We start from the raw sequence: 14,853 nt of genomic DNA, 5'->3' as shown, positions 1-14,853 counted from the left end.
TACTATTACTATAATTTGAACGAGATTAATAATGGAACCAATATGAGTATAAACATAAGAAATGCTAAAAGTGAAGATGCACCATTTTTAGCAGAAATGATTTTAAAGAGCTCTAGGGCTGAGAAAAAATTCGGTTTATACGATTTGATATTTAGCGCATCAGATAATAAAGAAACCCTGAAAAATTTAGAGAAATTAACAACAACTAATGCAAAAAGTAGTTGTCATTTTAGTAACTTTTTAGTTGCTGAGATGAATGGAAAGAGCGTTGGTACTCTGTGTAGTTATGAGCCCAGAATCGCTACAAGACAGATGCTTTGTGATGCTCTTGAAGAGATTGGTGTAGATAGTAAAAAATCAGAGTTTATGGAGATTTTAAATAGTTGTAATTTTGAACTAAACAAAAGAACGCTTATGTTTGATTTTATGGAAGAGTTTGATGGTTTTGTGGATGTTGGCGTACTTAAGGCATTGATGCAAAAAAGCCTCCTTAGCGCAAGACTAAAAGGCTATCGCATAGTTCAAACCATTGTAGAAATAGGCTCACTAGAGACACTTCTTTATTATAAAAAGCTTGGATTTAAAGAGATTCAGACTATAGAGTGTGAGCTATATAGAGAAAAATTTGGAAGAGCTGGTCTAATCTTATTGGCTTATGAGTTTTGATACACACAAATGAACCACAAAAAATAATCCCTATTTTTAGGGGTCATTTATAGAACCTACATATCTCTCTCTTCTCCCATCGGTTCTTGCTATCGCTTTAGCGCTTTACCTGAGAAATGTTCTTGTTGCTCTTCTTGGCGGTATAGTTTTGGCTCAATTTGTCTTAAACGATTTTACATTTTTTGCCTCTCTTAAATCAATTTTTTCACTCTTTTTATCGCTGTTGTCTCAAATGTGGATACTCAAAACATTGGGTTTTGCTATTTTGGTCGGAAGTATCATGGCACTTATTGAAAAGTCCGGTGGAATTGAGGGTTTTGTTGATTTCGTTGACAATAAAAACTCGTTTGTAACAAACGCAAGATCGTCTCTTATGCTTAGCTATATTGTTGGAGTTATAATCTTTGTAGAATCAAGCATAACATCGCTTGTGGCTGGTGCCGTTGGAAAACCGTTGTGCGATAAGTATCAAGTCCCCCGAGCTAAGCTTGCTTTTGTGTGCGACTCAACATCTGCTCCCGTAAGCTCACTTATACTTTTTAATGGATGGGGCGCACTTCTTTTGGGGCTTATAGCAACTCAGATTTCATTAGGACAAATTAGCGGCAACGGTATAGATATTTTAATGGATTCGGTACTCTATAACTTTTATGCTATGAGTGCTCTTGTTGTCACTTTTGTGTCTATCTGGTATAACATTGACATAGGTGCTATGAAAAATGCCACGCTCAAGCCACACAAGACGATGATGCTCTCTCAAAAACCGGCAAGCATGTTTTTAATGCTAATTCCTATAACGCTTATGGTCGGTTTGGTGTTTGTTTTTTTATATATCACAGGAGATGGGGATATGCTTAAAGGCAGTGGCTCAAGCAGTATATTCTACACAATGGTTGCCACACTCGTTTTTATGTTTTTTTACTTCATCGGTACAAAAAATATGAGTTTTACACAGTGGGGTGAAACGGCGTTTTCCGGAGCTGTTACGCTTGTCCCAATCGCTTTTATACTTCTTTTGGCTTTTGCTCTTGGTGAGAGTACGGTTACACTTAAAACAGGTCTTTATCTCTCTTCTTTAGCAAATGAGAACCTTAGTGTCTATATGCTTGGAGCGGTTATTTTTCTAATTGGCGCTATTATCTCATTTTCAACCGGAACAAGCTGGGGCACATTTAGCATTATGATGCCCGTTGCTGTTCCTATGGCTGCTTCTATGGATGCAAATATTGCTCTCTGTATTGGTGCTGTAATCTCTGGCGGTGTTTTTGGAGATCACTGCTCACCAGTTTCAGATACAACTATCATATCCGCTATGGCAAGTGATTGTGACATCATGGAACATGTAAGAACCCAACTGCCATACGCACTTATAAGCGGAGCAGTTGCTTTAGTGCTATTTGTAGTTTTTAGTTTTATCTCTTAGCAGACTATTTTTTAGTTTATTTTTAACGAAGAAGTCACTTTGATTCTTCGGCATTCTAAATTGTCCACACTTGATGTTATTCTATCGTAACCATAAGTATTTAAACTTCTGAACTTTTTATATAAAGGTTCTTTTATGGTTTCTCAAAAATCATCATCACTGTTTGCTCGCCTTTCAATACGACAGAAAATTACTTTGATTGTTGTTATGGCTCAGATTTTTGCTTTTGTAGCAATCATTATTGGGGTTATTGGTATTTTTTTATCTAACGCTTCTTTAAATACAATTCACACACAGAGTCTCCAGCCTCTGCAGAACCTTCGCTTTTGTAAAAACATACTTGATAAAGATATTTTACTAAACGCCAAGAATCTATCCGAGGGAGTTGGGAATTATGAGTCAACCCTTAACTCTGTTCAAAAATCGCATTATCTTTTTACGACAAAATGGAATATATATTCCAAGGGTGTAATGACTGCACAGGAAATGCAGCAATTTTTAAAAGCTAAAGAGATTATGAATCGTGCCGATAAGTCGATTATTTTGCTAGAAGAGGCAATACAAAAAAAAGAGCTTATGAGCATACTTGATCTACTCCAAAGTGATTTTCCATACAGTATTGCTCCTGCAAGTGCAGAGTTGGACGGTTTGATTGAGCTTCAAATCACGAATGCAAATAACCTTTATCTTGTGGCTCAAAAAGAGTTTAAGAAGACTCTTTTTCTCATTACTGTTATTTTTCTGCTAGGCATGGTACTTGTCCATACTGTCTTACATTTTATTACTAAATATTTACTCAAAAAAATTGCTAATTTGACTAAAATGGCGCAACATCTTCGGTCTGGAGATTTGCTTGAGCGTATAGATTCAAGCGGAGAAGATGAACTTTCAACTGCTGCAAAAGATATGAATGACTCAATGGATGAGCTGCAAAAAATAGTTAATGGCATGAAATCTTCTTCTCATAACGGTATCTCTTCAGCCCAAGAACTAAATAAAGTTTGCGAAGTCATTAAAGATCGACTAGAAGAGAGTGCATCGGATATATCACAAACTCATGGGCAGATCATTACCCTGCAAGATATTGTCCACTCAGCTTCAGTGGCCTCGGACGATACAAATATAAAAATTGGCGAGGCGTCTAACCATCTCGCAAAAGCAAGTAATCAAATTTCTCAAATGAATACAGACATTCAAGCTGTTGCCCAAACACAGAAGCTGCTCTCAGATGACTTAAAAATCCTATCTTCTAGCGCACAAGAGGTTAAGGGAGTTCTTGATATTATTGGAGATATTGCCAATCAGACTAATCTGTTGGCTCTTAATGCAGCAATTGAAGCTGCGCGCGCTGGCGATCACGGTCGAGGATTTGCAGTTGTTGCAGATGAAGTTCGTAAATTAGCAGAGCGCACACAAGATAGTTTGTCTCAAATAAATAACACCATTGGCACTATTGTAGATGCCATTACTACTACTAGTTTTAAAATGGATAAATCTACTAGTTCAATCTTAATAGTTTCTAAGGATTCCAATGATGTTCAAGCCATAATTAAAACATCCTCGTCTTTAATGAGTATTGCTACAAAAAGTGTCCATGATTCAAATATGGGGCTTATAAATATTGGAGCAGGGATGAGTATAATCTCATCAAAAATTGATTCCATTAATGCTATTGCCTGCTCAAATACAGATAGTATCAGCTTAATCACTAATGTTGCGAATGGTATTGGTATAAATACCGCTGAACTTAACAATAAGCTTCAAAAATTTCATACCTAACTAAATATTACATTGATTTACTTAAACTCCTAAAGCACTGTTTATGGAATAACGCATATCTTCATCTAGATTTTCCATGTTTGCAAGCATCCATTTTAGGTATGGCGTATCGCTTGCTGCTACCTCTTGAAGAGTTTTGCCTTTGTATTTTCCAAATTTAAATGAGCTTATGAGAATTGGAGTATTTGTTAAGCTAACCATTTTATCGACCGGATTATCATGTGGAAATTGTTTTGCGACTTCATCTTTTAATCTGGATAAAAATAGTTTTAAAACTAAAACATCTCCAATTGCATCATGAGCCTTTACAACTACACCCAGCGTATCCGCCTCTTTTTGTTCATCTTTGTAGAGTTGCATTTTATAGCGAAAATATTGAAGTCTGTGAGCCTCTTCGTCTGCAAATATATGTTTTGCAACTCTTAGCGTATCAATAACTCTCATTTGCGTCTTGAAGCCCTCTTTTTCAAGCATTTTTATATCAAAAGGGGCATTGTGGATGATGAGATAGTTGTCATTTATATTTAGTTCAAGAAGTCTTTTATATGATTGGCTCTCTCTGCATGGTGCTTTGCCCTCGAGCATCTCTGGCGTGATTCCATGGGTCTCCATTGCTTTTATGCTTATAGGAACATCAGAGCTGAAAAACTCATTTTGAACTTCCACCTCTTTTTCTCCAAGAACCATAAAGCCGAGTTGGATTACTCTATCTTTTTCATCCACACCGGTTGTCTCTGTATCTAAAATAATATATCTTTTTGCCAAATTTACCATCCTGTTTTTAAATAGACTTCTTGTAAAAATAAAAAACTAAGCGAACGATTTTGCAGCAAAGCAAAGCCTTGGCAGGTCTGTTCTTTGGTTTTGCAAGAACTTCAATACAATCTCAAATTATAAAGAAAAACCCTTAACTTTTTCACTCTTATGCAGGAGCCTTATTTGCTTTAGCGCGTAACATCAATATTTAATTGAATTTCGTATAAAATAAGATTATCAAAACAGGAGTTTTAAATGTCATTTTCACAACTAGGACTTTCATCTCCTGTACAAAAAGCACTCAAGCATCGTGGATTTACGCAGCCTACGCCAATACAAAAAGAGGTAATTCCTCTTGTTCTAGCAAAGCACGACATCATAGTCAGGGCTGAGACAGGAAGTGGGAAGAGTGCTAGTTTCATTTTGCCTATTTTAGAACTATGGTTGAAGCAAGTTGGAGAGGGCAAAGCGAAGATAAAAGTGCTAGTTTTAACTCCAACTCGTGAGTTAACCATCCAGATAGCTGATGCATTTTCTACATTTGGAGTCTTTTTAGATAGAAAACCAAAAGTTCTTAGTATTATCGGCGGAGAGAGTATCGGTAATCAGCTTTATGATATTCAGCAAGGTTGCGATATTTTGGTTGCAACTTCTGGAAGATTGCTTGACATCGTCACTAAAAAACAGATGAACTTATCGCACCTTGATTTTTTTGTTCTTGATGAGGCAGATAGAATGCTTGATTTGGGCTTTTCAGAGGAGCTTGATCTTATTTTAAAAGAGCTACCATTAAAGCGTCAAAATCTTCTTTTTTCTGCAACTTATCCTCCAAAAATGCAACTTATTGCATCTAAAATCACTAAAGATCCACTCCACATCTCATCTTCTGGCAAAGAAGTTGCTGTGCAGAGCATACTTCAGCGCGCAATTTTGGTAAATCGTGAAAATAGAGGTCCGCTACTACGGTATCTGCTGGGTAGTGAAAAGTGGGAACAAGCGCTTGTTTTTATGGCAAATAGGCGCTCCGCTGATAATATTGCGCAGAAGTTTAAGAAGTATGGTTTTTTAGCAGATTCACTTCATGGCGACTTACTCCAAGAGGAGCGAATCTTTACGCTAGAACGCTTTAGAGCTAAAAAGATAAATATTCTGTTTGCTACGGACATCGCCGCAAGAGGGCTTGATATCGATGGGATATCGTGCGTTGTAAACTTTGACCTTCCTCGCTCACCGCTAGATTATATTCACAGAATTGGGCGAACAGGAAGAGCTGGCAGAGATGGAGTTGCGGTATCTTTTATCGGGCATGAAGATAAAGAGCATTTCTCTCTTATAGAAAAACGCTCTGGAGTTAAGCTAGAGAGAGAGCAGATTGCAGGTTTTGAACTTAGTGGAGAGACTCCAATAAAAGAGCAAGGCAAAGAACCTATAAAAGGCAAAGGAAAAAGTAAAAAAGATAAAGCCAGAGAATTGGCTGCTAAAGCTTCTGTGAATTAACTAGAGAAATTTGTAGTCTATATTTTTAAGTATCAAATAAACAATAGTGTATATAATGCCTACTATGAAAAGAGTAAAGTTTAAAATAATATTGGTTCTACTTTTAAGTTTTTCCTTTCTTGTTGCACATGATTATGTTGTGCAAGATAAAAACTATGATACCAATTATGAAATCTGTTGCTCAAAACATACTAGTACAAATATCGGTGCTACTTTTCAAATCCATGATAATATTCACACTATTTTGTCGGTCCCAATTATAAGTGAGCTAAAAATAGTATTTATCTCCAAAAAAAAAGAACTTTTCTTCTTTAGAGATAGTTTAGCCTCAATAAGCAAACTCGTTCTTCAGCGACCACCAATCAACTAATCACCCCCCTCTAATATAAAATACTAAATATCGCTTTAATGCTATTTTAGTCACAGTTATAAAAATCAGTTAATACAAACAGATCATAATAAAGGCTCATAATGAGATTAAAAATATTTCTAATTTTATCGATGGCTGTTAGTGTGTATGCTCAAAATCTGCAGGAGATTTTAGACTCACTAGCTAAAAGCAAAAAGATAAATTCCATAAAAGCTAAGCGAGATTCGGAGATAGCCAACAATGAACTGCTCTTCTCGTATGATGCTCCATCGTTAGGAGCAACAGTTGCTCATGCAAAAGATACACAAAGAAGTGGGAGCGAATATACAGTTATATTTTCACAAAATATATCCCACCCTTTTTCCTCTGGCAGTAAGAAAAATGCAACTGACTTTGCAACAAAATCATTTAAACAAGCAGCAGTTCATGATATGCACATTGCATCATTGGAGGTTGCGTCAAAGTATCATAGCGCTTGTGTTGCGAAGGAGATGCAAGAGAGTGCCGCTATGCTTCTTTCTATGCAAAATGAGAGATTTGCTAAGGTTAAAAAAGCTTATGAGCTAGGAGAGGTTTCTAAAAAAGATATGCTTTTTAATAAGCTAGATTTGGTAAAGTTGAGTAAAAAAACTAATGGCTACAAAAGAGAGTATCTTCAAGAGCTCTCATCACTGCAACAGAGTGCTGAGAATATAGAGATAAACAGCCTCTCATGTAGTGACCTTCTAAATCTAACGGAAGATGTAAAGCTTGGAAATATTGATGAGCATGATGAGATAAAAGATTTAGAGTTTCAACAGAAATCTTCCCTTGCCTCTTATGATGTTTATAGTGCACCGCTTAGCTCTATTGGATACTTTGCTTCATTTGCTGATGAACTTGACACAAAAAGATATGCAGTTGGCATAAGTATCCCTCTTAGTTCACTGACGGCGCAAAAAGAACAAGCGAGAACAAAGTATCTCAATCACTCATCGTCGATTGGCTTACAGAAAGAGTCATTAAAAAAAGAGATAGAACTATCGTCAAAATCACTTCAGATACGCATCAAAACGCTCTATAATGAGCATTATAATCTGAAAAATGAGGTGATACCTCTTAGCGAAGAGTTGGTAAAACTCTCAAAAATAGCACTTGATGAGGGTGAGGGGATGATTTTGGAGTACATAGATGCTAGTCGCTCTTATTCAGAAAATATGTTGGAAATGTTAGAGATAAAAAAAAGTTACTATAAAGAGCTGTTTGAGCTCTATAAAGTAGCCGACAAAGAATTTGGAGAAATAATATGAGAATAATAGTTAGTTTAATTTTAATAAATCTATCACTATTTGGAGCAAAGAGTGTTGTTATTACACAAAAACAGCAGAGTGATCTGGGAGTGAAAAGTGAGGTTGTGCAGAGAGTTAATAATATTTTATATGGACCATATAATGGGAGTGTAACTCTGGATAAAAAAGATATTTTGCTTGTCAGTTCAAACATACAAGCAGTAGCGTCTGCTATATATGTTAGAGAGTTTGATTTTGTAAAAAAAGGTCAAAAACTTCTCTCGATTCGCTCTAGTGAGCTTTTGAGTCTTCAAAAAGATTATCTTGAGGCACAAATTCAGAGTCAAAGTGTAGATAGAATTTATAATAGAGATCTAAAACTTTATAGTGATGGAGTTATTGCGCAAAAAAGGGTTCTTAGCTCACAAAGCGAGAAACAAAGTAGTGATTTGAGAGTGAACATGAGTAAAAATCAACTTCTTCAAAGTGGTTTTACAGCGGCACTTTTTGCTAGGTTGCAAAAAACACATATGCCTATTGCTGAGATAAGTATTGTGGCACCCAGAGATGGATTTGTGGATAAAATCAACATAAATACTGGCGGAATTATTATGCCACAAAGCCCAATTTTAACAATAAATGGAGTTGGACAAAGATTTATAGAGATGAGTGTACCTTTGAGGGTTTCGCAGAATTTATCTCGTGGCGACATCTGCTCTTTTGATAAGTATAGTGCCAAAATTGTCAACATCTCAAATGTAGTTAATGGTTCATCACAATCAGTTCAAGTAAGGGCGGTGATTGAAAAGAGTGGAGATGTTTTGATAAACAGAATCTATGGAGTCACTATATCAAAAGTTATAAAACGAGCTCTCAAGATTAAAAAAAGTGCCTTAGTGTTTGATGGAAGTAGATCTTTGGTTTTTAAGAGAGTTACATCTGGTTTTGATGCCGTAGAGGTAAAAATTATTAGTGAAGAAGCAGATAGTTATATTGTAGATTCAAATCTAAAAGAGAGTGATGAGCTAGCCATAAGCTCAACTTCTGCTCTTCATAGCGCATTAGAGAGCACGAGATGAGTGAAAGATTAGTCACTTTTGCACTATCTCAGAGAGTCTTTATACTTATTGTCTCTTTGATTATTATTGCTTTTGGTATCTACTCTATTACAAGGTTGCCCGTTGATGCGTATCCAGATGTGTCACCAAATCAGGTAAAAATTATATTGAAATCCTCTGGAATGACTCCAGCTGAAATAGAGTCTCGTGTAGTGGTTCCGATTGAGCAGAATATGCAAAATATACCAAATCAGACAGTAACTCGTTCTTTGTCGAAGTATGGTATTTGTGATATTACGATTGATTTTAAGGATGGGGTTGATATCTACTGGGCGAGGGCACAAGTTGCACAAAAGCTTAGCGAAGCAATGGATGATCTGCCTTCTGGCATAAGTGGTGGATTGGCACCAATTACGACTCCGCTTGGTGAAGTTTTGATGTTTAGCGTGGAGTCAAAAACGCTAAGTCTAACAGAAAAAAGAACTCTACTTGATTGGGTAATAAACAAGAGAATTCGTCCTATTGACGGAGTTGCTGAAGTTAATGCTCTTGGCGGATTTGTAAAAAGCTATGAGATAATCCCAGACTATCTTAAGATGAAGCAACATGGCATTACGATGCAAAATCTTCAAGATACTATCATCAAAAATAACCAAAATGATGGTATTGGAAGGCTTTCGCTTGGAGAGCAGAGTCTATTTGTGCGTTCTGAGGGAAGAGTAAAAAATATAGATGAAATTTCAAATCTGATTATCAAGCAAGACGGTGGAGCAAACATACGAATCTCTGATGTGAGTAGCGTTGAGATAGGTTCGCTTGTTCGCTCTGGATTTGTAACAAAAGACGGAAAAGGCGAGGCTGTTGAGGGCTTGATTCTTGCAAGAAAGGGTGTTGATGCTTCGTTACTGCTCAAAAATGTAAAGGCGGAAATTCAAAAGATACAAAAAGATTTGCCAAAAGGTACAAAAATAGAGATATTTTATGACCGCTCCGATCTAGTTGGAAAAGCTATAAATACAGTAGCAAAAGCGCTTTTAGAGGCACTTTTGCTGATAGTTATAATATTGTATGTTTTTTTAGGAAACTTTAGGGCATCTTTTAATGTTGCAATCATACTTCCGTTTGCAATTTTGATGACATTTATCTCTATGGATTATTTTGGAATAAGTGCTAATCTTATGAGTTTGGGCGGGGTTTCTATTGCCATTGGAATGCTTGTTGATGCAAGTGTTGTTATGGTTGAGAATATAAGTGAGAGACTCCAGAGTGAGAGATATAAAAATATTCCAAAATATAGTGTTGTTTTAGAGTCCGCAAAAGAGGTCTCAAACTCAATTTTTATCGGCGTGCTAATCATAATCATAGTTTTTTTACCTCTTCTTACGCTTGAGGGCTTAGAGGGAAAACTATTTGTTCCAGTTGCGTTAAGTGTAGTTTTTGCTCTTGCTGCTTCGCTGTTGCTCACACTTACATTTATACCAATTGTGAGTCTGTATGTCTTAAAGCAAGAGACTCATGCGAAGTCTGCTATTGTGCTTTTTTTAGAGAAAAATTATGGAATTGTTCTTGATTATGCGCTGTCTCATCAGAAACATATTTTTATTGCAGTGCTGATTTTGTGGATAGCAACAATCGGGGCTTTTACGCAGGTCGGCAAAACATTTATGCCAAATCTTGATGAGGGTAACATTATAATCAGTGTTGAAAAGAGCTCATCTATCTCTCTTGAAGCAAGCAGAGAGATTGATACAAAAATTCAAAAAGCTCTTATGCGAGATGTACCGGAAATAATCTCAATTGTCGCTCGTAGTGGAAGTGATGAAATAGGACTAGACCCTATGGGACTAAATGAGACAGATACATTTTTAGTTCTAAAGCCAAAAAAGGAGTGGCGCAATCCATCAAAAGAGGTATTATTGGAGAGAATCCGCAAAGTACTCGATGAATTTATAGGGGTTAAGTATAGTTTTACTCAGCCGATTCAGATGAGAATATCGGAAATGCTGAGCGGTTCAAGGGGAGATATTGTTGTAAAAACATATGGCGAAGGGAGCGAGAAACTTGATAGTATCTCAAAAAATGTAGTAAAAATCGCAAAAAGTATAAAGGGAAATAGCGATGTTTACAAGAAGAGCAATGAGGGGGTTGCCTACTGGGAGCTGAATTTTAAAGATGATGCGATGTCAAGATATGGAGTAAGCAGAGATGAGCTCTCCGCCTATCTAAAGAGTGTTGTTGATGGAGTTAAGGTTGGTATTATTCAAGAGGAACTCAGACGAATACCTCTTGTAATAAGTGGCTCAAATGAGATGCGAACAAGCATGAGTCAAAATGCAAATCTTCAATACATATTAAAAGATGGCTCAAGCGTTGAGTTAAATGAGCTTGTTGAGTTTAAAATGACTCAAGGCGCAGTTCAAGTTGAGCATGAAAACACAATGAGAAAAAGTTCAGTTATGATAAATGTAGAGGGTCGTGACTTGGTTGGTTTTGTTGATGAGCTTAGCACAAAGATTGAAAAAGAGATAAAACTTCCTAGTGGATATTTTATAGAGTATGCCGGAGAGTATAAAAATCAACAAAGAGCCTCTAAAAAATTGACTATTGTCATTCCAATTGCAATTTTGCTTATCTTTATTTTGTTGCTTGTTACATTTAGGTCAACGCTTCAAGCGTTTCTTATTATCATGAATATTCCTTTTGCGCTTATTGGCGGAATCATTGGGCTTTATCTAAACAGTGAGTATATGAGTATTCCTGCAAGTGTTGGATTTATTGCTCTGATGGGTATTGCGGTTTTAAATGGAATTGTTATGGTAAGTTATTTTAATCAGTTAGCAGAGAAGATTGATAATCCGCTAGAGGTAGTAAAACAGGGTGCAATAAGAAGAGTTCGACCAGTTCTGATGACTGCGTTCATTGCAGCGCTCGGGCTTGTTCCTATGCTTTTGGCAACTGGCCCTGGTTCTGAGATACAAAAACCGTTAGCAATAGTAGTCGTAAATGGGCTTGTCTCTTCAACATTTCTAACTCTAATCTTGCTTCCTATACTCTATCGTAGGTTTGTACTTAAAGATTAATATACAAGATGCCTAGGGTTTGAAGATAAAATAAACCCTAGACTTTATTAGCTTTAAAATAGCAATATGTTAAACTCCTACCCTAGATGAGGATATTTGATGTATAAAACTATTTTACTATCGGTTCTACTTTGCTTACAAGTTGGCGCCATTGAGATGACACAAACGCCCATAAATTTTGGTGAAACAAGAGTTGAACTGACAAAGCAATACATAAAAGAGCACTACAAACTAGATGTTCAAAACATCAAGATAGTTCCAAAAATTATAGTTATTCATCATACTGCAATAGACGATTTTAACGAGTCACTATCTCGTTTCACCTCGCAAACACTTCCTAGTGATAGACCAGAAATCACCAAAGGCGGAAGCGTAAATGTCTCCGCTCACTTTATGGTTGAGCAAGATGGAACCATCCATCAGTTGATGCCGCTTGACATCATGGCAAGACATGTTATAGGGCTAAACTACAACTCCATCGGTATAGAAAATGTTGGTGGTGCGCACTCAAAAGACAACTTAACTCCTGCGCAACTTAAGGCAAACATAGAGCTTATAAATGAGCTTAAGAAGAAATTCCCAACAATTGAGTATGTGATAGGGCATTATGAGTATAAGTGCTTAGAGAAAAGCCCACTTTGGCTCGAGGCAGATAGAGGCTACAGGACATATAAAGATGACCCATCAAAGAGATTTATGAGAGAAGTGAGAGAGAAGATAGAGGGATTCAAGGGTGCTTTATGTGCCAAAGAGACAGATGATTAGTTCCACATTTGCCTATCTCGCTACTCTTGCATTGGTTGTCTTGTTGTTTGTTTTGCTGGAGAGAAAAACCAAGCTAAAAGTATTTAAATTTGTTCCTGTGGTTGTTATGATTTATCTCTCATGTATGTTTCTGGCTGGCATTGGAGTGTTTGAGCAAAACAAAAATATAGATGAAGTTTATAGCAATCTGCAAAAAATTCTGCTCCCATCTATGCTTTTTTTGATGCTGCTGCGAGTTGATTTAAGAGACTTTTTTAAACTCGGCAAATCTTTACTTATAGCCTATGTACTGGCAATTTTTTCACTGTTTGTTGCTTTTATCTCTGTCTCTTTGATTTTTGATTTTAACAAAGAGATGGCAGCTTCTTTTGGTGCGTTGAGCGGAAGCTGGATTGGTGGAACAGCAAACATGATAGCCGTCGGTTCGGCTCTTGGCGTGTCGCAGGAAGCTTTTGGATACACACTTATAGTTGATAGTTTTAATTACACAATTTGGATTATGTTTTTGCTCTTTTTGGTACCATTTGCCCACCGCTTTAACATTTTTACAGCTTCATATGAAGAGATGGCAAGACTAGAGAAAATTGAGTCTGTTTATGCTATCGGCGTTAAAAAATATTGGCTTTTGATTTCGCTTTCTCTCATGGTTGCTTATACCGTAAACCTCATAGCAGAGAGTGGTTTTATCTTGCTAAACTACACAACCACAACAGTTGTTTTGGCAACCCTTTTGGGTATTTTTGGCTCATTTTCAAAACTAAAGTTTGTGAATGGCTCTGGAGAAGCATCTACAATAATGCTCTATCTTCTTCTGGCTTTAATTGGCTCAAAAGCAGTTTTTCAAAATTTTAATGGTGTTGGAGTATATATCTTCGCAGGATTTTGTATCTTAGTGATTCATGCCACAATAATGGTTATTGGAGCAAAAATCTTCAAACTAAACCTCTTTAGTATTGCAGTTGCAAGTTTAGCAAGTATAGGCGGAGTTGCATCAGCTTCTATTTTGGCAGCAGCATACAGCAGAGCACTCGTCGGGATCGGTGTTTTGATGGCAATAATGGGCTATGTCATAGGAACTTTCGGTGGGATAATTTTAGGAAATATTTTAGTTAGGATAGCAGAATGAAAATAGTAAAAATAACAACAGAGATAAAGCAGATAGAGCTAAAAACACCTTTCAAAACGGCTCTGCGAGAGACTTCAACAGTTGAGTTTGTTAGAGTTTTGGTTGAGTGCGAGAATGGTTTTAGCGCGTTTGGCGAGGCACCTGCTACAAAAGCTATAACAGGAGAGGGGATTGAGGATATTTTAAACTCAATAAATAGCGCAAAAGATTCTCTGCTAAATCTCTCCCTAAAAGATGCCCTTACTCTTCTTCATAAAGAACTAAAAATCGGCTCAAGTGCTAAAGCTGCGCTTGATATGTCGTTTGTGCAGTTGTTGTCAAAAGAGAATCATAAAATTCTTTATGACTACTTTGGTGCAAAAGATTTAAGTAGTCTAAAAACAGATATTACTATCAGCCTAAATGAGGCAAGCATTATGCTTCAAGATGCAAAAAATGCTTATAAAGCAGGTATGGAGATGCTAAAAGTAAAGGTCGGTAGCGACATAGAACATGCCATAGAAGTTGTAAGAAGTATATCACATGAGCTTCCTCAAGCAGAGATTTTAGTAGATGCAAATCAGGCGTGGAGCAGGGCAGATACGCTGAGGTTTATAGAGTCTATGAGTGATGTTGAAGTTGAGTTTATAGAGCAGCCTGTTGTTGCCTATGATTTGGAGGGTTTAAAAATCATAACAGCTTCTTCGTACATCCCGATTCTAGCAGATGAGGCGGTTTTCACACTTGAAGATGTAAAAAAAGTTATAGAGTCTGATAGTGCTGATATGATAAACATTAAGCTCATGAAGTGTGGCGGAGTCACAAAAGCGATAGAGATTCTGGAATATGCAAGAGAGAAGAACATCACTTGTATGTTAGGTTCGATGCTAGAGGGACCATACTCCATAAATGTGGCACTGCATTTAGCTTTAGCTTATAGAGATGTTATAAAATATGTAGATTTAGATAGTCCTCTGCTTTACAAAGAGATGCCAAAAGAGTTAGATTTTGAGTTTGATGGGTGTGAGATAAAACTTAAGTAAACACTCCCACATAGGGAGCAAGTAGGATATTTTTGTATAGTTG

The 14,853-nt window shown here is 36.7% G+C and carries 12 protein-coding genes; 11 read left to right on the top strand and 1 reads right to left on the bottom strand.

All coding sequences use genetic code 11. The annotated features are described in order from the left end of the window. Nucleotides 1–42 precede the first annotated feature (42 nt). From PHV22_RS04785 to PHV22_RS04775, 3 genes are all read left to right on the top strand, one after another. Nucleotides 43–666: an acyl-CoA acyltransferase gene (locus tag PHV22_RS04785; protein WP_295022106.1), complete on the top strand. Its 624-nt coding sequence runs from the start codon at nucleotides 43–45 to the stop codon at nucleotides 664–666. Nucleotides 667–814: 148 nt separating this feature from the next. Beyond that, nucleotides 815–2,089 carry a Na+/H+ antiporter NhaC family protein gene (locus PHV22_RS04780; RefSeq protein WP_295022108.1) on the top strand — a complete coding sequence of 425 codons (1,275 nt, stop codon included), beginning with the start codon at nucleotides 815–817 and terminating at the stop codon, nucleotides 2,087–2,089. A 135-nt stretch (nucleotides 2,090–2,224) separates the two neighbouring features. After that, on the top strand, nucleotides 2,225–3,868 hold the full coding sequence (locus PHV22_RS04775; protein WP_295022110.1) for a methyl-accepting chemotaxis protein: 1,644 nt from the start codon (nucleotides 2,225–2,227) through the stop codon (nucleotides 3,866–3,868). Nucleotides 3,869–3,889: 21 nt separating this feature from the next. Here the strand turns inward: PHV22_RS04775 and PHV22_RS04770 are convergent, their stop codons facing one another. Continuing rightward, nucleotides 3,890–4,633, bottom strand: a complete 744-nt coding sequence (locus PHV22_RS04770; protein WP_295022111.1) for a 3'-5' exonuclease — start codon at nucleotides 4,631–4,633, stop codon at nucleotides 3,890–3,892. 246 nt (nucleotides 4,634–4,879) lie between these two features. On the opposite strand from PHV22_RS04770, the gene PHV22_RS04765 reads away from it, so the two are divergent. The 8 genes from PHV22_RS04765 to PHV22_RS04730 all read left to right on the top strand — a co-directional run bounded on the left by PHV22_RS04765 (nucleotide 4,880) and on the right by PHV22_RS04730 (nucleotide 14,810). Beyond that, nucleotides 4,880–6,121: a DEAD/DEAH box helicase gene (locus PHV22_RS04765; RefSeq protein ID WP_299946110.1), complete on the top strand. Its 1,242-nt coding sequence runs from the start codon at nucleotides 4,880–4,882 to the stop codon at nucleotides 6,119–6,121. Nucleotides 6,122–6,185: 64 nt separating this feature from the next. Beyond that, nucleotides 6,186–6,491: a hypothetical protein gene (locus tag PHV22_RS04760; protein ID WP_295022113.1), complete on the top strand. Its 306-nt coding sequence runs from the start codon at nucleotides 6,186–6,188 to the stop codon at nucleotides 6,489–6,491. A gap of 101 nt (nucleotides 6,492–6,592) precedes the next feature. After that, entirely contained in the window at nucleotides 6,593–7,780 is a 1,188-nt protein-coding gene (locus PHV22_RS04755; protein WP_299946107.1) for a TolC family protein, read from the top strand. Then, the gene (locus PHV22_RS04750; protein ID WP_295022116.1) at nucleotides 7,777–8,838 is read left to right on the top strand and encodes an efflux RND transporter periplasmic adaptor subunit; all 1,062 of its coding nucleotides are present in this window, start codon (nucleotides 7,777–7,779) and stop codon (nucleotides 8,836–8,838) included. Before PHV22_RS04755 ends, PHV22_RS04750 begins: the two co-directional genes overlap by 4 nt. Next, a complete protein-coding gene (locus tag PHV22_RS04745) occupies nucleotides 8,835–11,897 on the top strand; it encodes a CusA/CzcA family heavy metal efflux RND transporter (protein WP_299946104.1) in 3,063 nt (1,020 codons plus the stop codon). Before PHV22_RS04750 ends, PHV22_RS04745 begins: the two co-directional genes overlap by 4 nt. A gap of 99 nt (nucleotides 11,898–11,996) precedes the next feature. Beyond that, entirely contained in the window at nucleotides 11,997–12,662 is a 666-nt protein-coding gene (locus PHV22_RS04740; RefSeq protein WP_299946100.1) for a peptidoglycan recognition family protein, read from the top strand. Further along, complete coding sequence (locus tag PHV22_RS04735; RefSeq protein WP_295022121.1) at nucleotides 12,655–13,788, top strand: DUF819 family protein; 1,134 nt, start codon at nucleotides 12,655–12,657, stop codon at nucleotides 13,786–13,788. The genes PHV22_RS04740 and PHV22_RS04735 overlap by 8 nt, the downstream gene beginning before the upstream one ends. After that, on the top strand, nucleotides 13,785–14,810 hold the full coding sequence (locus PHV22_RS04730; RefSeq protein ID WP_295022123.1) for a dipeptide epimerase: 1,026 nt from the start codon (nucleotides 13,785–13,787) through the stop codon (nucleotides 14,808–14,810). Before PHV22_RS04735 ends, PHV22_RS04730 begins: the two co-directional genes overlap by 4 nt. Nucleotides 14,811–14,853 lie beyond the last annotated feature (43 nt).

It is taken from the genome of Sulfurimonas sp. (assembly GCF_028713515.1).
Classification (GTDB): Bacteria; Campylobacterota; Campylobacteria; order Campylobacterales; family Sulfurimonadaceae; genus Sulfurimonas.
This window is presented reverse-complemented; position numbering and strand designations above follow the sequence as displayed.